Origin of the sequence: Shewanella sp. 10N.286.51.B8 (assembly GCF_041469325.1) — a bacterium.
Taxonomy (GTDB): Bacteria; Pseudomonadota; Gammaproteobacteria; order Enterobacterales; family Shewanellaceae; genus Shewanella.
In genome coordinates this window covers 44,881-67,874 of the sequence record NZ_JBFRKG010000001.1, presented here as the reverse complement: position 1 = coordinate 67,874, position 22,994 = coordinate 44,881, and the positions used below count along the sequence as shown (strand labels likewise).

Annotated in this window: 24 protein-coding genes and 1 riboswitch; of the genes, 2 read left to right on the top strand and 22 right to left on the bottom strand. The window is 42.8% G+C overall.

From position 1 onward, the window contains the following. The coding region (locus AB4160_RS00335) for a DUF2986 domain-containing protein (RefSeq protein ID WP_372003176.1) at window positions 1-145 on the bottom strand (145 nt) is incomplete at its 3' end. Between the two features lie 139 nt (window positions 146-284). Further along, window positions 285-452: a YqaE/Pmp3 family membrane protein gene (locus AB4160_RS00330; RefSeq protein WP_076541354.1), complete on the bottom strand. Its 168-nt coding sequence runs from the start codon at window positions 450-452 to the stop codon at window positions 285-287. Window positions 453-591: 139 nt separating this feature from the next. Here AB4160_RS00330 and AB4160_RS00325 point away from each other — a divergent pair, with 139 nt between their 5' ends. After that, on the top strand, window positions 592-1,788 hold the full coding sequence (locus AB4160_RS00325; protein WP_102436003.1) for a GGDEF domain-containing protein: 1,197 nt from the start codon (window positions 592-594) through the stop codon (window positions 1,786-1,788). A 47-nt stretch (window positions 1,789-1,835) separates the two neighbouring features. On the opposite strand, the gene AB4160_RS00320 is transcribed toward AB4160_RS00325, so the two are convergent. The 11 genes from AB4160_RS00320 to moaA form a co-directional block, all read right to left on the bottom strand. Next, entirely contained in the window at window positions 1,836-2,516 is a 681-nt protein-coding gene (locus AB4160_RS00320) for a TIGR01621 family pseudouridine synthase (protein WP_102476466.1), read from the bottom strand. 60 nt (window positions 2,517-2,576) lie between these two features. Then, the gene (locus AB4160_RS00315) at window positions 2,577-3,782 is read right to left on the bottom strand and encodes a sensor histidine kinase (protein ID WP_372003145.1); all 1,206 of its coding nucleotides are present in this window, start codon (window positions 3,780-3,782) and stop codon (window positions 2,577-2,579) included. A 100-nt stretch (window positions 3,783-3,882) separates the two neighbouring features. After that, window positions 3,883-4,560, bottom strand: a complete 678-nt coding sequence (locus AB4160_RS00310; protein ID WP_076541362.1) for a response regulator transcription factor — start codon at window positions 4,558-4,560, stop codon at window positions 3,883-3,885. 11 nt (window positions 4,561-4,571) lie between these two features. After that, complete coding sequence (locus AB4160_RS00305) at window positions 4,572-5,096, bottom strand: PepSY domain-containing protein (RefSeq protein ID WP_372003142.1); 525 nt, start codon at window positions 5,094-5,096, stop codon at window positions 4,572-4,574. An 82-nt stretch (window positions 5,097-5,178) separates the two neighbouring features. After that, window positions 5,179-6,285: an ABC transporter ATP-binding protein gene (locus AB4160_RS00300; RefSeq protein ID WP_076541366.1), complete on the bottom strand. Its 1,107-nt coding sequence runs from the start codon at window positions 6,283-6,285 to the stop codon at window positions 5,179-5,181. Further along, window positions 6,266-6,946 (bottom strand): molybdate ABC transporter permease subunit, encoded by a 681-nt coding sequence (modB, locus tag AB4160_RS00295; RefSeq protein WP_102520208.1) that lies wholly within the window; start codon window positions 6,944-6,946, stop codon window positions 6,266-6,268. The genes AB4160_RS00300 and modB overlap by 20 nt, the downstream gene beginning before the upstream one ends. Before the next feature lie 3 nt (window positions 6,947-6,949). Further along, entirely contained in the window at window positions 6,950-7,804 is an 855-nt protein-coding gene (gene modA, locus AB4160_RS00290; protein WP_372003139.1) for a molybdate ABC transporter substrate-binding protein, read from the bottom strand. Between the two features lie 14 nt (window positions 7,805-7,818). Next, complete coding sequence (moaE, locus tag AB4160_RS00285) at window positions 7,819-8,295, bottom strand: molybdopterin synthase catalytic subunit MoaE (protein ID WP_102476470.1); 477 nt, start codon at window positions 8,293-8,295, stop codon at window positions 7,819-7,821. Window positions 8,296-8,297: 2 nt separating this feature from the next. Next, window positions 8,298-8,546: a molybdopterin synthase sulfur carrier subunit gene (moaD, locus tag AB4160_RS00280; protein WP_372003136.1), complete on the bottom strand. Its 249-nt coding sequence runs from the start codon at window positions 8,544-8,546 to the stop codon at window positions 8,298-8,300. 111 nt (window positions 8,547-8,657) lie between these two features. Then, a complete protein-coding gene (moaC, locus tag AB4160_RS00275) occupies window positions 8,658-9,140 on the bottom strand; it encodes a cyclic pyranopterin monophosphate synthase MoaC (RefSeq protein WP_102476471.1) in 483 nt (160 codons plus the stop codon). A gap of 64 nt (window positions 9,141-9,204) precedes the next feature. Further along, complete coding sequence (gene moaA / locus AB4160_RS00270) at window positions 9,205-10,185, bottom strand: GTP 3',8-cyclase MoaA (protein WP_102476472.1); 981 nt, start codon at window positions 10,183-10,185, stop codon at window positions 9,205-9,207. Further along, window positions 10,173-10,306: riboswitch (molybdenum cofactor riboswitch) on the bottom strand. (Overlaps the previous gene by 13 nt.) 208 nt (window positions 10,307-10,514) lie before the next feature. Here moaA and AB4160_RS00265 point away from each other — a divergent pair. Then, window positions 10,515-12,164 carry an electron transfer flavoprotein-ubiquinone oxidoreductase gene (locus tag AB4160_RS00265; protein ID WP_102531517.1) on the top strand — a complete coding sequence of 550 codons (1,650 nt, stop codon included), beginning with the start codon at window positions 10,515-10,517 and terminating at the stop codon, window positions 12,162-12,164. Between the two features lie 95 nt (window positions 12,165-12,259). On the opposite strand, the gene AB4160_RS00260 is transcribed toward AB4160_RS00265, so the two are convergent. From AB4160_RS00260 to AB4160_RS00220, 9 genes are all read right to left on the bottom strand, one after another. Next, window positions 12,260-12,619, bottom strand: coding sequence for a DUF4870 domain-containing protein (locus AB4160_RS00260; protein ID WP_102435982.1), 360 nt, complete (start codon window positions 12,617-12,619; stop codon window positions 12,260-12,262). A 49-nt stretch (window positions 12,620-12,668) separates the two neighbouring features. Then, window positions 12,669-13,379 (bottom strand): MOSC domain-containing protein, encoded by a 711-nt coding sequence (locus AB4160_RS00255; RefSeq protein WP_102531516.1) that lies wholly within the window; start codon window positions 13,377-13,379, stop codon window positions 12,669-12,671. Window positions 13,380-13,774: 395 nt separating this feature from the next. Next, on the bottom strand, window positions 13,775-14,629 hold the full coding sequence (locus tag AB4160_RS00250) for a PfkB family carbohydrate kinase (RefSeq protein ID WP_303502791.1): 855 nt from the start codon (window positions 14,627-14,629) through the stop codon (window positions 13,775-13,777). A gap of 171 nt (window positions 14,630-14,800) precedes the next feature. Beyond that, window positions 14,801-16,138 (bottom strand): coproporphyrinogen III oxidase family protein, encoded by a 1,338-nt coding sequence (locus AB4160_RS00245; RefSeq protein ID WP_303412850.1) that lies wholly within the window; start codon window positions 16,136-16,138, stop codon window positions 14,801-14,803. Between the two features lie 319 nt (window positions 16,139-16,457). Beyond that, on the bottom strand, window positions 16,458-17,447 hold the full coding sequence (locus AB4160_RS00240; RefSeq protein WP_372003132.1) for a formate dehydrogenase subunit gamma: 990 nt from the start codon (window positions 17,445-17,447) through the stop codon (window positions 16,458-16,460). A gap of 74 nt (window positions 17,448-17,521) precedes the next feature. Further along, on the bottom strand, window positions 17,522-18,091 hold the full coding sequence (gene fdh3B / locus AB4160_RS00235) for a formate dehydrogenase FDH3 subunit beta (protein ID WP_102435975.1): 570 nt from the start codon (window positions 18,089-18,091) through the stop codon (window positions 17,522-17,524). Between the two features lie 28 nt (window positions 18,092-18,119). After that, window positions 18,120-20,975: a formate dehydrogenase subunit alpha gene (locus AB4160_RS00230; protein WP_372000378.1), complete on the bottom strand. Its 2,856-nt coding sequence runs from the start codon at window positions 20,973-20,975 to the stop codon at window positions 18,120-18,122. Between the two features lie 17 nt (window positions 20,976-20,992). Continuing rightward, window positions 20,993-21,190 (bottom strand): twin-arginine translocation signal domain-containing protein, encoded by a 198-nt coding sequence (locus AB4160_RS00225; RefSeq protein WP_102435971.1) that lies wholly within the window; start codon window positions 21,188-21,190, stop codon window positions 20,993-20,995. Between the two features lie 772 nt (window positions 21,191-21,962). Then, window positions 21,963-22,973, bottom strand: a complete 1,011-nt coding sequence (locus tag AB4160_RS00220) for a formate dehydrogenase subunit gamma (protein ID WP_372003130.1) — start codon at window positions 22,971-22,973, stop codon at window positions 21,963-21,965. Window positions 22,974-22,994: the final 21 nt, after the last annotated feature.

Below are 22,994 nucleotides of genomic sequence, written 5' to 3'. Positions count from 1 at the left end.
CTGCAACCTCAGTGACTGCAGCTTCATCAAGTTTAATTCTATCGGCTTTAGCAATGTAGGCCGGTTTGTTACTGCCAGCTTTTTTAGCATTGGCTTTTTTGGCTTTCGCTTTCAGGGTTGAGTTGATTTTTTTACGACGATTCATTGCATACTCTCGTTACTGTTACGCCGAAAAAATTCAATATTTTTACTGCAGATATTCAAATGGAGGGCGATTTTACAATTGAACGGTTAAAAATACCAATTTTGAATCATCAAAATTGGTATTTAGATTTTAAGATTAATTAATCTTGTATCACCACCCAAATCGCATGTAGCACACCTGGAAGGAAGAATAATAAGCATAAAATGATGTTGATCAGTAAGTCTTTACCGACCCCTTTTTTCAAGAAAACCGCCACCGGTGGTAATAAAATTGCCAGTATAATCAGAAGAATTTTGTTTGCGTCCATAAGTTTCAGTGTCCTTTTTATCAACAGTAAAAGCTAACTAGTGTAAAAATAATAACCAATTGTGAAAGTCGCTAAATATCATTATGATTATTTTACCTACAATTTCATATTGAAATATTTATAAATTTTTGAAGGCTTAATGATAGAAAATAGTAGTAGCTTAGTGTTAATTCAAGTTATTTGCGTGCTTTGTATTGCAGCAACTGTCGCTTGGATCATCATGGTCGTACCAATGAAGGTCGCGCCCAGTGCCAGCTCACGCTTTGCATTGGCTAATTTTTCTATCCTTGTCGGCATGCAGCTTTACATTCAGCGCACAGATGAACCCAGCTACTTACATTGGCTAGTCGCTGATATGTTCATCCTGATTGGCTTTTGTTTATTACGCTGGGGCGCACAACGGCTGTATCACCTGACCTCTAGCCATCGCAATGATTTAATGCTGCTGTTTATCACTGGCGGGTTAATGCTATTGGCTAAACCACAAGCCTCTAGCTCTGCGTACTTGATGATTATTTTATCCTTTAGTGCCGCCACACTATTTTTTATGCTCGCCAAAGATCACTATGTCGCGTTGAAAGCTAACTTTACTGCTTTTGCAACTTATTGGTTAGTCATCCCCATTGTTGCTATTGGATTCATGTTTTTTATCAGAGCGTTCATTTTGATGCTCTATCCAGAAAAAGTAGCCAATTACGCCGCCTTTAATGCCAAAGAATCTATCCCTATTTTATGGACCTATATCGCACTTATTTTGATCGTGAATATTCTTATTATTGGTAACACTATCAATCGCCTAGTCGTAAAGATTAGAACTCTCGCCAACAAGGATGCCCTCACCGGATTATGGAACCGTAATGCCCTGCAACATAAACTCAATACTGAACATCAACGCTGGTTAAGGGATAAGGTTAGCTTCAGTGTGATGGTGATTGATTTAGATCGCTTTAAAGATATAAACGATAATTATGGTCATGTGGCTGGTGATGAAGTGCTTAAAGCGGTGGCGCAACAATTGAGCTCAGCGACCCGAAAATTAGACTATTTATGCCGCTTTGGCGGCGAAGAGTTTGTGCTGATCTTACCCTTAACCGATGAAGATAACGTGCTACAAGTGGCAAGCAAACTGCAGCATAAATTAGCTCAAATTCAACTGGACTGGCACGGTAACACCATATCCATTGAAGCCAGTATCGGCTGTGTCACCATGAAAGAAGGCGTCGATGCCGAAGCGTTATTAGGACTGGCCGACAAAGCCATGTATCAAGCAAAAAACAGTGGTCGCAATTGTGTTAAATCAGCCAACCTAATGCGCTTACAAAGCGATTCAATTTAACCGCTAACAAATCCATTTTACTGCAAGCGTGATGACTCTGAGCACGTTTACTTTACTGGCGCAGGCCATGGTAAATCATTGGGACTTTGCCATTCATTTGCTAGCTGCTGAGTGACTGCTGCCAGTTTGAATTGCTCACCTAAATGGGGCCATTGAATAAATTGGTACTGCGTAGCTTTATATTCAAACTGCAGCGCCATTGCATGCAGGTAGCATCTATCTGATGCCTCTCCGCCATAAAGGCTATCCCCTAAAATCGGTACCGCTAGACTGGCTAACGCGACCCGTAATTGATGGGTTTTACCACTCAGTGGTTTTAGTAAATATAACCGAGTCCCAGCGGCAATTGAATGGGAAAAAAACTGCGTGATAGCGGGGTTCTCAGTAGAACGTAATAACTTATACATACTGCGACGCGACTTAGCCATATCGCCAATCACCCAACCTTGTTTCTTTTTCGGCTTACCTTTAGCAATGGCCAAATAATATTTTTGGATCTTATGAGCGCTAAACATCTCGGTGAATATAGCAGCCGCGGCTGAAGATTTTGCCAAAATCAATAAGCCTGAAGTTGGCGTATCTAAGCGGTGTACCGCATATAATTTAATCCCTAAATCAGCCTCAACTTGAGCCACTACGCCGGCTTTACCATCTTGACTGTGAAAATGAACCCCTGCAGATTTATTAATGATAATAAAGTCGGGATGTTGCTCAACTAGCTGATACATAAATGGGCTTCTATTAAAGAATAACTGATGCGAAATAACATCGAATACTGAAAGTGAATATTAGAAATGAATATCGACAATCAAACCAGGATCATTATCTAATAATTCAATGCTGGCACGGTGGCGAGATAAAATCGCTTTGACCATCGACAAGCCTAAGCCTGTGCCTTGGTGGTGACGACTAGGATCTAAGCGCACTAAACGCTCAAACACTCGTTCTTTATCTTCGGCGCTAATTCCGGGGCCATTATCAATAATTTGGATCCGCCGACCTTGTTGCACAATGCTAATTTCGGCATCTTCGGGGGCGTACTTAATGGCGTTATCCACTAGGTTAAACAATGCTTGGAATAGCAAATATTTATCCCCTGAAATAGTGACATCTTTTTCAATCACCAAATTAAGAGTTTGCTGTTTAGACTCGGCCACCACTTCTGCCATTTCATATAAATCTTGGCAAAGCTGCTGCAAGCTAACGGGTTGCATATCAAGGGTCTGCTGGCCTTCTTCAATGCGCGTTAACGACAACATGGCATCGAAGGTTGCTAAGCAATGATCTAGCTCTTCTAGCAGCATTGCGGTGAGCTCAGGTACCTGCTCGGCCGGTTTTTGCGGTAACTGCTCGATACCTATGCGCAAATGCGAAAGCGGCGTACGTAAGTCATGGGCGATATTATCGGTCACCCCGCGTACTGACATTAAGTTGTGCTCTAAGGTATCTAATACCCGATTAAACTGTCCTGCGAGCATATCAAATTCATCTTGATTATGACTGACAGGAAAACGGGTATCGTATTGTCCTTGCTCAATTTTCTGACTCAATAGATTGTATTGAACTAAGCGCCGTAAGATGGCTTTAGAGAAAATAAAACCAACGGCTAAGGTCATTGCTAATGTCAGCGCCACCATCCAAAAGGCCGCATTAACAAATTTATCAATCAATGCAGCTAAGTTATCAGTACGGGTGGCGATAAGCACGGGACCGTAATTGGTTAACACCAATCCTCCGGTCAAAATATGCAGTTTATCTGGTCCGCCAGTGAGAATGGGGAAATCGCGGGTTTCAGGCAATAATGGCATGTTGTCAGGTACAAAACTTAAGGCACCAACCATGTCGACATTATTACGCCAAGCAATTAACGCGGTTTTGGGATCAGCCGCGCGAATTTGCGCCGCAAAACTACGACGGTCCACAGTGAGGGCTAATTGCTTGTAGCGCTGCATTTCAGTCGCGAGATGCTGCTCAACTTGGCTTTCTTGTTCCATGACTAGCTGCCGGTATAAACCCGATACCAGCAGTACAATTAACAAGGTCACCAAAGTAGAAAATATTAGCGTGATCCGCCAAGCACTACTTTGGTAGGGTTTAATTCCCTTTACAGAGGCGATAACCAGCCCCTCGAACGGTTTCGATAATTTCTGGGTGACCTAACTCTTCAAACTTACGACGCAGCTTAGCGATATGTACATCAATCACATTGGTACGAGGGTCAAAATGATAATCCCAAACAGCTTCAAACAATAGCGTACGGCTAATCACTTTATTAGGATGCTCCATCAGATATTTGAGTAATTGAAACTCTTTAGGTTGCAGCATAAGTTCATGATCATCTAAGGTCACTTTGCGCGTGAGTAGCTCCATTTTCAAATTACCGACTTCAAGATCGGTACTATTTGAAGCAGGCGCATTGCGTTGAATTAACTTTTCAGCTCGCACTTGCAACTCTGCAAACGCAAAAGGCTTAGTCATATAATCATCGCCACCAGCACGTAAGCCTTTTACACGCTCATCCACATGACTTAATGCTGACAAGATTAACACTGGGGTTTCATTACCATTTTTACGCAACGCGGTTAACAATGTTAACCCATCAATTTGGGGCAGCATTCGGTCTAAAATAATAATATCGAAATCATTATTTTTGGCTTTATACAGGCCATCATGGCCATTGGTTGCCGTATCGACTTGGTATTGCTGAGCTGTAAAACCCTCTGCAACATACTGTAATGTTGTTGCGTCATCTTCAACGATTAATACTCGCATAGTGCTGTTCCTTAGTCCCACTGCAGTAGGGGTAATGGACGTAAATTCTCAATATCAAAAGCAATAGTATGCTTACTGGCCGCATTAAGTAGCTTCAATTCTAAATAACTTATGGTCAAATCGTGCTCGAGTTCTGCTTCAATTAAATAACCAGATTGATTTTTTGTCGCTAACTTAATCAAATCCGTAAAGGTCATTTTATGATCAATAAGTACTTTGGCGGCCTTAATTTGGTCTAAATCATCTGAGGCAAAATGACTTAATTTCTTACTCATCAAGCTGCCATCTTTGGCATCAAATTCAAACGCTATAAGTTCGTTTGTATCAAGGTTGATAAGTTCTATTTCATAAATTAACTGATCGTTTTCAATATCCATATCAAAAGCTGAAACCAAGCCATTGTGATCCATTTCAACTTGCTGGATCACCACAATAGGTTCAACGTACTCACCTTGAGATAACAAAGTATGCATACTAGGCGTTGCCATCACCATTGAAGGGAATACCACAAGCAATGATAGAACAATACGGAACATGAGAGCCTCAAAAGACATTGATAATTGAGCTACTTTACCTAAGCCGATTAAAAGACCCAAGCTTTGTAAGATTAATAATTGATCATGATTCTAGAATATGAACTTGTTCTGACTTCAATGCTATTGTGGTGGCTAAACCTTGTTGTAGCTCAAGTTTAGTCGCTAAGTGAGCTGGCACATCCATATTAAACGTCTCATCAATCCCTGCCATACGCGCTTTTATACGTACAGATTCCCCCATCACCAACATAGAATCAATCACGATATCGAGTTTATTGATACTGCGGCAAAGGCGGCCGCTGGTAATAGCGCTGAATCGAATGCCCTGATTAGGGATCACCCAGCGTACGGTTTGACCAACTTCGCAATCTGGGGCGCTATCGCTAGCAATAATCTGGTCGCCCATTTTAAGCCAAGTAATATTGGCTTTTTCATCACGACCAGACACTTGGGCATTAAAGATATTACGTAAGCCCATTTGCCTCGCCACGGTTTCATTGCGAGGATGAGACAAGACATCAAACGGTTTACCTTGCTGGAGCATCTTGCCTTGGCTGATTAAAATCATTTTATCGGCCAGTAATAAAGCCTCATTCATATCATGGGTCACCATAATCACTGGAATTGATAATTGCGATTTTAACCGTGCTAACTCAATATATAACCTTTCTCGGGTTTCTCTATCCACCGCAGAAAAGGGTTCATCGAGCAATAAAACTGCCGGCTCTCTGGCAAGCGCCCTGGCTAAGGCGACTCGCTGGCGCTGCCCACCCGAAAGCTGCGCCGGTAATCGTGCCGGCAAGCCATGTAAATTAACTCGCTCTAACCAATCTAACGCACGGGCTTTACGCTCATGCTTTGGAATATGATCCAGCCCAGAAATAACATTATCCAGTGCCGTTAAGTGCGGAAACAAACCAAAGTGTTGTGGCACATAGCCTATATGACGTTGCTGCGGTGATAAGTTGATGCGTTTCTCATGACAAAACCAAGTTTTATCTCCACTTTGAATCGCTCCTTGTTGAGCTGAACCTAAGCCCGCAATCATTCGCAGCAAGGTGGTTTTACCACCACCTGAAGGACCCACTACAGCCAAGACTTCTCCCGCTTTACAGCTAAAGCTAGCCTCTAATGGGATCGGTGCTTGTTGGGAAATTTGGCAATGTAAATCAACGCTGCGGATTGGCATGCTGGCCTCCTAAACGTCGAGAAAGACTGGTAGTAATCGCCAATACACTGACAGCAAAAACTAATAACACCAGTGACATGGTACCAGCAGATTCAAAATCAAATGCCTGCACACTGTCGTAGATAGCAATAGAAATGGTTTTGGTTTCACCGGCAATATTACCGCCTAGCATCAGCACTACGCCAAATTCACCTAGCACATGGGAAAAACACAGCACCACTGCGGTTAACACCCCAGGCCAAATCATCGGTAGCTCAATTTTGACAAAAATTCGCCACCAACTCATGCCACAACAGGCGGCGGCATCAGGAATATCGTGAGGGATAGTTTCAAATGCCCGCTGGATTGGCTGCACTGCAAAGGGAATATTGACTAAAATAGAGGCAATAACTAAACCGGAGAAGTTAAACACTAATTGCGCGCCAAAGAGTGACTCAACCCATTGGCCGATGAGGCTTTGACTGCCAAGGCCAACCAGTAAGTAATAGCCTATTACTGTGGGAGGCAGCACTAAGGGCACCATGATTAACGCTTCAACCCATGACTTCCCTTTGAACTGACGGTAAGCCAGTAGTCGACCAACTACAATGGCCAATGGCACTAAAATTAGCACAGTAACGCTACTCAGCTTGGCTGATAACCATAACGATTGCCAATCCATAGATTAATTCTCGACTTGCATAAAAGCGCTTGAATTAGCACGCTGAGGAAAACCAAAACCATAATTGAGCAGTACATCTTTTGCGGCTTGGGTTTGCATATACTGATAAAACTGCTGAGTGGTAGCACCGGCATTGGGCATCATCACCATTCGCTGATTAATCGGCTCATATAACGACTGGGGTATTTCGATATAATTGCCCATTTTGCGAAACTGCTCAGATGACGCTAACGATAGCGCCACTATGCCACCTTGTGCAGAACCACTTAAGGCAAATTGCGCCGCTTGCGAGACATTTTCGCCCATGATGATTTTAGACTCTAACTGCGGCCATAAGCCTTTTGCTTGCAATAAACTTCTGGCTCTTTCGCCATAAGGCGCGTGAGCAGGGTTAGCAATAACAAAGCGGGCAATCTTGCCATCAGTTAACTGCTGTTGTAAGCCGTTAAGCTCAGCATCAAGCACTAGGGAGGAGTTTTTCGGGGCAACTAGGGCTAACTTACCAATAGCATAAATGGTGCCATCAGAGTCTGTTTTTCCAGCTTTATGCAGCTGCTGAACATAAAACTCATCAGCACTTAACAGCATTTCAAAGGGAGCCCCATGTTGGATCTGGGCAACAAAATTACCCGAAGATCCATAGGATACTCTTAATGGCAATCCAGTTGAGGCAGTGAAGTTGGTAACAATTTCATCAAGGGCAAATTTAATATTCGCAGCGGCGGCAATCGCTGGAGGTTTGGCCGCCAGCGATGAAAATGACACCAATAACACTAGGCTAGATAACGCCCTGATAAAAGCGGTTCGACGCCTTTGACTCAATGTAAAACAACGGCGAATCGTGCTTAACGTCATCATGTCAGCATCCTATGCTATTTAGATTCATTCCACATAGTGGCTGCTTGCTCATCTGAATCACGGGCTTCAACCCAATTATTGCCTTGCTCACCAGCTTCTAGTTTCCAAAATGGTGCTTTGGTTTTTAAAAAGTCGATTAAGAACTCACAGGCTGCAAAAGCGGCTTTACGGTGGGCACTGGTAACACCGATAAACACGATTTGCTCACCAAGCTCCATACGGCCAACACGGTGAATAATTGTGACATAATTCAGCGGCCAGCGAGCATAGGCTTGCTCAGCCAGTTGCACTAATACCGCTTCAGTCATGCCAGGGTAATGCTCAAGGGTGAGATCAGTCACTGCGCTGCCGTCATTAAAGTCACGCACTTTACCGGCAAAGGTCACCACTGCGCCATCACTGTTATCTTGTGCAATAGCGGCGTACTCATCGGCGACATTAAAGTCTTCGGTTTGCACTCTCACCACTTGTTTAGTATTCACTTGGCTCATGGTTAGCCTCCAGTGACAGGTGGGAAAAAGGCCACTTCATCGCCATCTTTAATCGCTGCATCCCATGAACTCATGGTTTGATTAACGGCAACTAATAATTTATCTGAGGTGAGTACTTTAGCCCACTTTTCATCTTTAGCGGCTAGGGCTGCACGTAATTGTTCAGTATTGCTAACGCCATCAGCAGCAACTTCTACTTTAGCGGTGCCGAGTAACTCTCTTACTTGTGCAAAAAAAAGGACCTGGATCATGTCAATCTCTCGTCTTTCAAAATTTTAAAATGGCTAATATTTTATCTTTATAGCTGATGTTGCTAACTCGCATTGATAACTAGCGTGATAGTGCTAGTTAAGCGCTGCCGGCTAATCTTCAGCTTGGAAATGACCTGATTTGCCGCCACGTTTTTCAAGTAAACGCACTTGGGAAATGATCATGTCTTTTTGCACCGCTTTACACATATCGTAAATGGTTAATGCAGCGACTGAGGCAGCTGTTAATGCTTCCATTTCAACGCCCGTCTTACCTGATAACTTACATAAGCTGGTGATCCTGACGCGATTAAGTTCTGGCTGCGCTTCAAGGTCTACTTCCACTTTGGTCAGCATTAATGGATGACATAATGGGATCAGATCTGAGGTCTTTTTCGCGGCTTGGATACCGGCAATACGCGCAGTAGCAAACACATCACCTTTATGGTGACTACCGCTCATGATCATCTCTAACGTACTTGGCGCCATATCAATAAAGGCTTCGGCGCGAGCTTCACGCTCAGTGATATTTTTTTCTGTGACATCAACCATGTGGGCATTGCCATCGGCATTGATATGGGTAAAACAATTGCTCATGCTAACTTGCCTTATAGAATCTTGAGAGTAAAAAATTATTCAAATATAAGTAAACCGCAGCAGCTTAACCGCCAATAGAGGCTAAGTGCTTGGTGACACCCGTGATACCTTGGTGGAGATAATGGGTTTCTTTTTTCTGGGCTAATTGGCCATGTAAGCGCTCAATTAACTCGGCGCGCTGAGACTCGTGTTGCAATAAGTCACGTAAGTCCAGACCGGTTTCGGTAAATAAACACAAATGCAATTTACCTTTGGCCGACACTCGTAAACGGTTACAGCTGGCACAGAAGTTCTTCGCATAAGGCATGATAAGCCCTATACGACCTTGGTAATCTGGGTGACTGAAATTTTGCGCAGGACCATCATCTACATCAGGAAGATCATATAACCAACCTTCTGACTCAAGTTTTAACTTAATATCGAGTCCAGCTAGATGATGAGCGTTGAAATAATCATGGCCTAAGCCTGTTTCCATCAGTTCGATAAAACGCAAATCAATCGGCGTATTCTTTATCCACTGCAGAAAACGGGGCAAATCTTTATCATTAAGCCCTTTGAGTAAGACTGCATTGATTTTGATTCGCTCAAAACCTGCATCAAGTGCAGCATCAATGCCACGCATGACTTCATCAAATTTGTTCTCACCAGTGATTTGATAAAACATCTTAGGATCTAAGCTATCAACCGACACATTGATGCGTCTAAGTCCGGCGTCATACCATTCTTTGGCATTTTTCTCGAGACGATAGCCATTAGTGGTGGTAGCAATGGTTTTGATATTGTCATTGTCTGCAACGATACGAATGATATCTGTGAAATCTTTACGTAAGGTTGGCTCACCACCGGTGATGCGGATTTTTTGGGTGCCTACTTCACCAAAAGCTGCCACTAAATTTTCAATTTCATTTAACGCGAGAAACTTAGGTTTGCCATCAGGTCTGTAACCATCTGGGAGGCAATAGGTGCATTTGAAGTTACAAACATCAGTGACTGACATTCGCAAATAGTGAAACCTTCGACCGAAACTGTCTTGTAATTGGGACATGTTAACCTTTCCAAGTGTGGGAGGTAAGCGCATTTCTTTGCTGACCCCGGTGGCATAATTACCACGGCTAAATATCCATATCTGTGGACGTAGGACATAAAGCTCGGAGAACCGTCAGACTTAATTATAGGCCTAAATTCGCTCGAATCAGTATCTTTTTATGACATTTTGTCCCAGTTAGTCAAAAATCTGTATATATTTGCGAGCCAGCTCACGAGCTTAAAATCTCACTTGCTACTGTGACCTTTAGCAATTTTAAGGTAAGGTGAGTAAAACAAAAAAATAACAAACCCGCCAAAAAACGGGAAATTAAGAACTAAGGTGAAATGATGGAACGCGAATCAATGGAATTCGACGTAGTTATCGTTGGTGCTGGCCCTGCCGGACTCGCGACTGCTTGTCGATTAATGCAAATATCACAAGATGCAGGCAAGGAAATGACTGTCTGCGTGGTTGAGAAAGGATCTGAAGTCGGCGCTCATATTCTGTCCGGTGCCGTATTTGAACCAACGGTATTGGATGAGCTATTCTCTGATTGGCGCGATTCAGACATTCCACTTAATACTAAAGTCTCTCACGATGAAATCTACCTATTGAGCTCTGATAGTAAATCTCAGCTTATGTCCAATAGCTTAGTACCAAAAACCATGCACAATGATGGCAACTACATCATCAGTGTCGGTAACCTCGCTCGCTGGTTAGCTGAGCGCGCTGAAGCATTAGGGGTAGAAATTTTCCCTGGTTTTGCGGCCAGTGAGGTACTTTACAATACCGATAATAGCGTCAAAGGTATTTTAATTGGCGATATGGGTGTTGGCATTGATGGTCAGCCTAAAGACAGCTATATGCCGGGCATGGAACTTCACGCTAAATACACGGTGTTTTCAGAAGGTTGTCGTGGTCATTTAGGTAAAGAGTTAATTGCAAAATATCATCTAGATAATGGTAAAACACCACAGCATTACGGCTTAGGCTTTAAGGAAATGTGGAAAATCCCTGCTGAACAGCATCAGCAAGGTAAAGTGGTACACACAGGTGGCTGGCCCTTAAATGATGGTGCATCTGGTGGCGGCTTCTTATACCACATGGAAGATAACCAAGTGGCAGTTGGACTGATTATCGACCTTAACTATAAAAACCCTCACATCAGTCCGTTCGATGAATTTCAGCGTTATAAACAGCATCCGGTTATCGCACAAACTTTATCGGGTGGTGAGCGTATTACTTATGGCGCAAGAGCAATTGCAAAAGGTGGGCTTAACTCATTACCTAAAATGAGCTTTCCTGGCGGCTTATTAATTGGTTGTGATGCAGGTACGCTAAACTTTGCCAAAATTAAAGGCACCCATACCGCAATGAAGAGCGGTATTGTCGCTGCAGAAACCTTAGCGGAAGCATTAATGGCTGGGGTTGAAGCAGGTAAAGATTTAGATTGTTTCCAAACGCGCATAGAAAAAAGCTGGCTCCATGAAGAGCTGGTTAAATCTCGCAATTTTGGCCCTGCTTTACATAAGTTTGGTACTTACCTTGGCGGTGCATTTAACTATATCGACCAAAACTGGTTCGGCGGTAAATTTCCAATCACCTTACGTGATGAAGCTCCAGATCATGCAGAAATGGGCTTAGCTAAAGACTTCAAAGAAATTCAGTACCCTAAACCTGATGGCAAATTAAGCTTCGATAAATTATCGTCAGTTTACCTATCTAATACTTACCATGAAGAAGATCAGCAGTGTCATTTACATTTAAAAGACCCTACGATTCCTATCGCGGTAAACCTAGTTAAGTTCAACGAGCCAGCTCAGCGTTACTGCCCTGCTGGCGTGTATGAAGTGGTCTCTGAAGGCGCTGAAAACAAGTTTGTGATTAATGCGCAAAATTGTATTCACTGCAAAACATGCGATATTAAAGATCCAAGTCAAAATATCACTTGGGTCACCCCTGAAGGTGGCGGTGGTCCAAACTACCCGAACATGTAATCCTTATTTAGATGTGTTTCAGCCACTAAAAAGCCGCATATAAACAATGCGGTTTTTTGTTGCAAGCAATAGGCTCTAAGTGATTTTCAACGTCATTACTTTATGAAGTTAATCGTTAATGGATAGCGATATGCGATACCTTCGCCTGCCCTGATGATGGCAATAATGGTACAAATGATATCCATCAACCCTAAAAGAATAAGCAATATAAAGCCAATACCAATAAAGGCTAAAATAGAACTAACGATGGCATAAATGAGTAAACTCAATTTAAAGTTGAGACAGTTTTTCCCGCACTCATCAACAAATTTAAATTCATCACGTTTCATCAACCACACGATTAGTGGTCCAATAATGCTGCCCAGTGGAATAATATAACCAGCAAAACTTGCCGCATACACCAACAAGCCCATATTACGTGCTTCTTTTTCTACTGTATCCACTGAATCACTCATGATTTTCCCTATTATTTATATTACTGATTTGATTTTGATGTCGCTGTTTCTAGTTTTGCGCTGGCCCATATAAACGGTAATGCCAATTCTCTATTGTTTGCGTTTGAATTCGGTTTTGTAAGCTAGCAACCCAAGTTTGCGCTAACCCTTCACAGTGCAACAGAGTCGAATATTGTTCGATATTCACTTCTGCTAGAAAGTAAATTTTCATCGCCTCAGCAATAGAGATATTCGATTTTCGCTCGACTAAATAAATGCTATCACCAGCGTTAATTTCACCTTGTTGCAAGACTTTATAAAACCAACCACACATCGCAGTTTGTTGCATAGCAAGGGCAAATTGAGGGTGACCAAACTGTAAGTTAAGCTTAAAACAGGGCGAACGAGGCTGGGTGACTTGCAATAGCGTAGTGCCAATTTGAATAATATCGCCAATATTGACCTGTGATTCATCTAAGCCAACGCTACTGATATTTTCGCCCATGGCAGGCGCATCTTTAAAGCCTGCCATTAAATCCCAACGACGATATTGGCCATAATGCTCTCGAGGAAAGTGATGTAACACCCGATCGCTGCCGCCATGATGCTGTGGATCTGCTTGGCTATCGCCTTTTACGCCCAGCTTGGAGACGATAAGGGTTTGGGCGAGTTGTTTATTGTTAATGCCACTATCAATAAGGTGCGTCTGATCACCAAGAGCACTAACTTGTTCTCCTTGATATAAAGCGGAAATTTTTTTAACCAGCAACTGAGCATCCATGAGCAGTAACTCTTAATTAACAAGGGATTGGATTATTTAAGAATATAGCAGGCTTATAGCAGTGCTTACTATAGAGAATTTTCAAAGCGCATTTTTAGCCCTAACACAAAAGAGCGATGCTAAACAAAAAGCCCCTGCAAATGGGGAGATTGCAGGGGCATAAATCTTTCAAATTACATTGGGCATTAACGTATCCCAGAAATGGAAGAAACTTTTTCAACAAAAAGCCATATAAAGCATCCTGTTCAATAAGTTACCTTGTCATAATAATCGTCTCACATGACAGAACAAGGACACTTTTATGATAAAAATATGACCTGAGGCGACAGTAAAATGATAACTAACAGCAATTAGCCAAAAATATTCGCCCACTATTTAAACTGAGTTAATTTCAGTTACTCACTATGTTTTTTTGATTGAAGATAATGCTGCAGCGCATCTCCTGGGACTGAGCTGGCAGTAGCCACGGCAATGGCGGCCCATCTTGCCCCTTCTTCCATGGCTTGGGTAATGGTTTTTTGCTGGCATAAATAATGGATTAAGCCTGCGGCAAAGGCATCTCCAGCCCCTGTAGTATCTAACACTTGCGCTGTTACTGCTGGTACATGAAACTGTTCATTGGCACTATAGGCTATCGCCCCATTCTCGCCATCGGTGACCACAAAGTATTGCAATGACTCACCGGCAATTTTAGCGGCAAAATCCCACTTATTGTCATCACAGCGGCCATGCATATCGGTAATTGAAGCAATTAAAATATGGCATGGTCGTACCCGCTCATCTTTAGCTAACTGCGATACGACCAAGCAATGATCAAGGGCTGATGCGGTCCATTGACTAATGCCTTTAGCTGATGAGTTAGTGTATAGCGCATCCCATTGTTGCCAGTTTGGCGGCGTGCTTAGTTCAAATAGGGGTCTTTGTGGGCGGATAATAGTGCGTTCACCATCGGGCGTCATCACCAATAACATTTCACAGGTTGCGCCATCAAAGCGTTCCACTAAGCGGCAATCTAGCCCCTTGGTGCTGGCTTGAGCCAAAATCCAATTACCTATCTTGTCAGAGCCCACTTGGCTCACTAACGAGACATTGTGCCCAGCCCATACCAAACCGATGCCGGTATTAGCACCACCGCCACCGAGCCGTAAGCCGCCATCTTGATAATGAAAGCGACCTCCGGTTTGCAGCGGTTTATCTAATTCCAGTAAGCGGTCACAGTTAATGTTGGCAAGCAGTAAAATATTAGCCATAGCGGTCTCTTTTAACAATCCAATGTCCAATGCACCAAAATCATCATGATAAAAATGACGAGGATGGTGGGACAGTGATGATGCATTCAAAATCAGTATACTGCAAATAACAAAAAAGGCAGTGACCATGGTCACTGCCTTTCATTAACTTATTTCTCAAGCTTGGGGCGCTTACATATCAGCGGCTTGCAAGGGTTTACGTAATTGAGCGCGAACATTATCCATGCCTGAATAAAATTCTTTCATCATCAATAAGCCCATCATTTTACCGTTATCGGTCCAAATGAGGTTATCAGGATCGTTCGGGTCATTTTTAATTGCCCCAATGGCTCTCATTGAGGCCATTTCTTTAAACAATGCGGTATCTAAGTTAACGCCGAAGGTTTCACGGAAATACTTACGTGATAAACGACCAGAGAACATGCCCAGTAAGAAGCGATATTGCATCACTTCTTTCTTGCCATATTGCTTTTGTTGCTCGACACCCATTTTGCCATTAGCAATGCGCTCTTGGTATTTTTTAAGCGAGAAGGTATTCACGTATAAGGTGTCATCTAAGAAACTAAATGAACCTGATCCTACGCCTAAGTATTCATCATAATCAATAACATACTCATCAAAGCCTTCGTTCTGCGCTTTACCAAATGCCCAACCAGATAGCTGAGTATATTGACCATTTAAGGTATTAAGAATTTGACGATACTGACGTGCCATATCACCGTGTGGCGCAGCCAGTTTACCCTTAACACTCTTACGAGTTTGGTGGGTAATCATCAATGGATAAGTAGTAATTTGGCGAGGGTCTAGCTTAGACGCCATATCTAAATCATGCTGAATAACTTCATCGGTTTGACCGCGGAAACCAAAAATCAAATCAACATTGATAATCGGGAACAGCTCTTTTGCCGCCATAATTTTATCAAATGTTTGCTGACCGGTACCGAATTTCTCAATGCGGTCTGTCATCGCTAAAATGTCATCATTAAAGCTTTGCACACCAATAGACATACGATCGACTAAGCCTTCTAACTGCTTAAAGCCAGGGCTGTCTAAGTGCTGAGGATCGGATTCACACGATACCTCTTTAATATTCGGGAATAGGGTTTTAGCATGCTCGATGGTACGAGCCAATTCATCTTCTAATACCGTGGTGGTGCCACCGCCGATATACATAGATTCAAAGTCGTAACCGAGGTTTTTAACCATATCCATTTCTTTGCGTAAAGACACGAAATAGCGACGAGCTTTATCTTCATTAAATAAGAAACGATGGAAAGTACAGTATGAACACAAGGTATGACAAAAAGGTACATGAGCATACAGCATGTACTTTTTACCTTCTACTGGCGCTGGCATCATTTCCGCTGAAACCGTGTCTAAACGCAAATTACGATCAACGTAAAATTGCATCACTTTTTCCATCGCATTTATCATCCAATCTGGCGTGGTGATATTGGCCTGATAAGGTGATTGGATAATGGTATCTGATGGACGGATAATTGATGACATGGCAATTCCTAGTTAAAAAGGGGCTCGCAAGCAACGCTAATGAGTTGCTACTCAAGTAGAAAATTTCGACATACGCTACAAGGATGTTAACTATCTAGAAGTTATCAGTTAAAAACAACCAAATCTGTCGATTTTTACAGCCACGATCACAAATTAGGAGTGCTTAAACAACCAATAGCTAATATAAGGTACCACATTGTTAAAAATGATAAAAAGTTGTGTTAAAACATGGTTAACCTAAAGCCGAAATAAAAACACCTCCAAAACCGAAGTCATTGGAGGTGCTTTTTAAGCTTTAGCTAAAAATACTGCAGACCTATTAGTCTTTATATTTTAACTCGCCATTCGCTTTAATTTCATCATACCAAAGGTTGTGATGCTGTTTCGCCCACTGCTCATCACAGTAACCTGAAACCATACAATCCATACCACCTTCTGACATAGCAGTTGCCATGAAGATATGCACGATTGAGAAGGCACAAATCACGATAGCGCTCACTGAGTGAATAACTAACGCAATTAAGCTTAAGGTACGGCTTGGTTCAAATAAGTTCGGGAACAGTAATAACATTCCTGATACTGAGATGAATAAACCAAACAATGCGAATGCCCAAAACCACAGTTTTTCACCCGCATTAGCAAAGCCCGCATCTGGATGCTTACCTTTAAATGGACCGAAGTTAATGTAACCACCAACCACCATCATCCATTTAATGTCATACATTTTTGGCATTTGGTTTTTAGCCCAAAGTACTACCATTAACGCCCAACCCAACATGAATGGGATAGCCATGTAATCATGGATAACTTTAGAAGCATTTACCAATCCAGCCCACATACCTTCACCAATGTATGGCTGAAGGAAGTAACGGCCAGCAAGTAGTACTAAACCTGTCAAAATCAATAACATGCAAGGAATCGCACCTAGCCAGTGAATTGATACGTCAAATTTAGACCAGCGATATACCATCTTACCAGTGAAACCACCGTGTAATTTCGAAATACCGTTAATTTTCATAAACAGTACGAAAATGATGATCATGCCAAATAGCGATAAAGCTAAAGCAGGAGCAAGCCAGTCACTACGCAAATCAAATACACGTAAATCATAGGTATTGATAGGCTGTGCATGGAACTCGCTGGTTGAAGTAGTACGCCCTTCAACACCGTCTTTAAGCTGTGCCCATAATTGTGCATTGCCATCTTGAACGGTTAGAGACTCTTCAACATTTCCACTTGCGTGGGCGAAGGTCATGACACTGAACATCAGTGCGATAACAACGCCAATTTGTTTGAACCACTTGTTCATATTACATCCTCTATGCTATTCGATGCCTAGGTTGCCCTAGGCATCATAGCTAAGCTGACTAACACGCTTGGAGATTAACCCCAAACACCTTTGTTAGCTCCGCGGTATGCAACACGCTCGCGGAAGATAGCAGAAACGATTTCTGCATCACCTGCAAGCAGTGCTTTGGTTGAACAAAGCTCAGCACACATTGGAAGTTTACCTTCAGCGACACGGTTAGCACCATATTTCTGACGCTCTTCATTAGAGTGATCAGCTTCTGGGCCACCAGCACAGAAAGTACACTTGTCCATCTTACCGCGAGCACCAAAAGCGCCGCCTTGAGGGAACTGAGGCGCTCCAAATGGACATGCATATAAACAGTAACCACAACCGATACAAGTATCTTTATCGTGCAGTACGATACCGTCTTCAGTTTTGTAGAAACAGTTTGCAGGACAAACAGCCATACAAGGTGCATCACTACAGTGCATACATGCCACTGAGATAGACGCTTCACCTGGTTGACCGTCATTGATAGTCACTACGCGACGACGTTGAATTCCCCACTCTAAAGCAGAGTCGTTTTCGTTTTTACAAGCTGTGACACAACCATTACATTCGATGCAGCGCTTGGTATCACATAAAAATTTCATTGTAGCCATTCGGCAATTCTCCTAGCTTAAACTGCTGTTACGCTTTCTCTACCTGACAAAGCGATGCCTTAGTTTCCTGCATTTGTGTCACAGGGTCATAACCGTAAGTCATTGCAGTGTTACAAGACTCACCTATTACGTAAGGAACAGTACCTTCTGGATAGTTAGGCGCTAAGCTTTCGCCATGCATAACACCCGCGAAGTGGTAAGGCATCCAAGTAACACCTGGTTTAACGCGTGGAGTAACCATAACTTTAATCTTAATACGGCCACCTTCAGCACCTTCTAACCACACAGTATCACCGTCACGTAGACTACGATCTGCGGCATCAGCAGGGTTCATTTCAACAAACATTTCTTGTTGAAGCTCTGCAAGCCAAGGGTTAGAACGAGACTCTTCACCACCACCTTCATACTCAACCAAACGACCAGAAGTCAGTACTAATGGGTACTTAGCTGACGTGTCTTTCTCTTGGATTGACTTGTAAAGAGTTGGTAAGCGATGTACTTGCATATCATCGTAAGTTGGGTACTTAGACACAAGATCACGACGAGATGTGTATAACGGCTCACGGTGAATAGGTACGATATCTGGGAAAGTCCAAACGATACAACGCGCTTTAGCGTTACCGAATGGAATACAACCGTGATTAATAGCAACACGTACGATGCCGCCTAGCAAATCAGTTTTCCAGTTTTTACCTTCAGCTGATGCTTTTTCTTCAGCTGTTAGTTCGTCCCACCAACCTAATTGCTTAAGCATTTGTGCAGAGAACTCTGGGTAACCATCAGTGATTTCAGCGCCTTTAGAGAAGCTGCCATCAGCAAGAATGTTCTCACCTTTGTATTCAACACCGTAACGTGCACGGAAGTTACCACCACCGTCTTTAACGTGTTTGCTTGTGTTATACAGGATTTGAGTACCAGGATGCTTCTGCTCTGGCGTACCCCAACAAGGCCAAGGTAAACCATAAGTTTCGCCTTTAGCAGGTCCGCCAGCAGCTTCAAGAGTCTTGTTGCTGAACGTGCCCCAGTTTTGAGTGTGCTCTTTGATACGCTCAGGGCTTTGACCTGTCATACCAATAGTCCACATACCGCGGTTGATTTCGCGAGTGATGTCTTCAATAACTAGGATGTCATTGGCATCTTTAGCGATACGTTTAGTGTATTGCTCTGCAAAACCAAGCTTTTGAGATAGACGGTACATGATCTCAAGGTCAGTTTTTGATTCGAATAAAGGCTCGATAACCTTTTCACGCCACTGCTGACTACGGCCAGAGTTAGATACTGAACCTTCAGTTTCGAACTGAGTCGCAGCTGGAAGCAAGTAAACACCGTTCTGACGACGATGCATAACACCCGCCATAGTTGGGAATGGATCCACAACAACAACTGTGTCCATCTTATCTAATGCATCACGCACTTCGCTTTGACGAGTTTCAGTGTTAACAGATTGACCCCAGAAGAATGCCATACGGATGTTGTCATTCTGCGCTAGTTTACCCTTCTCTTCTAACACACCATCGTGCCAGCGAGAACAAGGAATACCAGGAGTGGTCATTGGGTCGCGACCTAAGTAAGTACCTTGGTCGAAACGATTACTAACCCAAGATTTTTCAAGATCCCAAACGTTCGTCCAGTGATCCCAAGCGCCAGAAGTCAGACCGTAGTAACCTGGTAAGTTATCAAATAACAAACCTAAGTCAGTCGCACCCTGTACGTTATCGTGACCACGGAAAATGTTTGTTCCGCCGCCTTTAACACCCATGTTACCAAGGGCTAATTGAAGGATACAGTAAGCACGAGTGTTAGCATTACCTACGTGATGCTGAGTACCACCCATACACCAAACAACAGTACCTGGACGGTTATCTGCCATCATTTTCGCAGCTTGGTAAACTTCTTCTTCGCTACAGCCAGTTACATCAGCAACTTCTTTAGGCGGGAATTTTTTCACTTCTTCGCGAATTGATTCCATTTCGAAAACACGTTCTTTGATGAACGTCTTGTCTTCCCAACCATTTTCAAAGATGTGCCATAGCATACCGTAAATGAATGGAATATCAGTACCAGGACGAAGACCACAATGTAGGTCAGCGTGCGCGGCAGTACGTGAGAAACGAGGATCAACAACGATGATTTTCGCGTTGTTTTTCTCTTTCGCTAATAAGATATGCTGCATTGCAACTGGATGCGCTTCAGCCGGGTTTGCACCGATGAAGAAGATTGCATTTGCATTCTGGATATCATTGAAAGAGTTAGTTTGCGCACCATAGCCCCAAGTGTTTGCAACACCAGCTACAGTGGTAGAGTGACAAATACGTGCAGAGTGATCGATGTTGTTTGTGCCCCACATAGCCGCAAATTTACGGTACATGTAACAACCTTCGTTCGAGAACTTAGCACTACCCATGAAGTAAACTGAATCAGGACCTGACTCTTCACGGATATCTTGCATCTTGTCGCCAACTTCGTTGTAAGCTTGCTCCCAAGATAGTTTCTTCCACTTGCCATCAACCAATTTCATTGGGTATTTAAGACGCTTCTCACCGTGACCATGTTCACGTAATGCAGCACCTTTAGCACAATGTCCACCAGCGTTAAATGGGTGATCGAATGCAGGTTCTTGACCTGTCCAAACGCCATTTTGTACTTCAGCGTATAAACCACAACCAACTGCACATGCAGAACATACAGTACGTTTGATTTCAGTTGGTGCATCATGAGCAATTTCTTTTGCTTCAGCTCGACGCATCATGCCAGTGCCCATTAATGAAGCAGCGGCGATACCACCAGTAGCAATACCTGCATTCTTCATAAATTGACGACGGTTGATACCGAGCGACTTGCTAGCAGCTTTAGGTGCTGCTGTAGACTTGCGAGTTAACTTCATCGCTTATTTCTCCTGAATTATCCGCGTAAGCTATCGTAGTAGCTACGAATATGCGCAGTTTCTTTGTAACCATTAGAACCTTTGATACTAATGTTACTCTCGGTTGCTTTTGCCACACTCACACCTGAAACAGCAATTGCTGCAGTAGCAGCGCTACCTACGGTGATGGCTTTCAGCAAAGATCTGCGGTTCAGATCAGGCTGTTGCTTCTTCATCTTTACTCCTGGGTTTAATACACATCTGCTTATCATGCAGATGCCCTCTTAGGCCTTTTTAGTTACCAAACACCATTGTTAATCAATGGTTAAGTGGGTGAGCTAAAAAGGTAAAAACACATATAAATGAATCTAGTCCACAAATTTACGCCGCTAATATATAGAGAGAGAGGCTGAAATAATATGATCTAACACCTGTTCATTGGCCTAAAATAACCAATAAATAAAGAAAGCGTTAACTGGGTCATGTTTTCAAATCATGCCGTGTGAGAACAAAACTTTTGGGTGGGATTTTAGCAGTGCTTACAATGTTAAATTACTTAACAAGTAGATTGAGTTAAAAGGATTTTTATACGGTTTTTGTCTAAATAAACACCACAATCACTATATAACTTTTAGTACTTAAAAGCTGTACTTGCAGTGCTTTTGGTTATTAAAATAACCAATAGTTAGCTGCCCACAAATCACTCAGTAAATATTAACAAGCAAGTTACTTTGTAGCATGAGTAGCACGCAGAAAGCGTCCAAGAAAATTCAGTAATAACTGCAATCAATAAGCCACTAAAATTGGTCCAAGTAGCTCTTGGAATAGCTGTTGGAATAGCGGCCTAAATTAAGCGATTTATTCGCCTGCTGCGAGCAATAAAATAGGTACTGACAAAACTACCCGTTCCGCCAGCAGGCAGATATAAAAACACCTCAACAAGATAGACTCAGTTGAGGTGTTTTGAAAGTAATTAAGTGACTAAATCAGCAAAAGGCTAACTCACTATCACTTCTGATATTTTATCGAACCGTTAGCTTTGATTTCATCGAACCAAACATTGTGATGCTGCACTGCCCAATTTTCATCACAATAGCCTGAAACCATGGATTCCATACCACCTTCACTCAATGCTGTTGCCATCCAAATATGCACAATGGTAAATGCAATGAGAATCGCAGCACTAATGCCGTGAATAAGTAGCGCGGCCATTGAAGCTTCACGGGGTAAATCTAATCCCGGTAACACTAGCATGATGCCTGATACGCTGATAAAGAGGCCAAAGAACACTAAGGTCCAAAACCACATTTTTTCACCGGCGTTGGCAAAACCACTGTCTGGATGCTTACCTTTAAATGGACCGAAGTTGATGTAACCCCCAACCACTAAAAACCATTTTAAGTCATACATCTTAAAGGTTTGCAGTGGCATCCATTTAACAATACATAGCAACCAAGATACGATAAATACCGGACCTGTCCAATCATGTACTAGTTTACTAAAACCAATAACACCAGCCCAAATACCAGCGCTGACATAGGGTTGAATAACAATTTTACCTAGTATGATCACCAGACCAGTTAGCATTAACGTTAAACAGGCAACGGCCATAATCCAATGCAGCCAAATATCTGCTTTAGACCATCGCTCAACCATCTTGCCTGAATACCCCTTCGCCAATTTTGCTGGGCCATTAACAAAGTAGAATAGTAAAAATGCAGCAAATACACCTACGAGAGCTAACGCCACTCCGGGAGTAATATAGTCATCTCTGATTATTCGACCTTGATTGCCCGCAACATTAATCAGTACGCCGGGTTCAATACCTTGAGCTGTTGTAAAGCCAGAGTCGCCAGCTTTCACTGCTCGCCATAATTCAGCCGGGTTTTCCTTCCCTGCCTGCTGCTTACTTGATTGTTCATCTGCCGCTAAGGTTGTGGTTGCAAAACCTAACCCCATCACCAGAACCAACAGAGCAAACAAGCTACGCAGTGATTTGTTTAACTGTTTGTTTAACATTGTCACTCCTTGCTTGGTTAC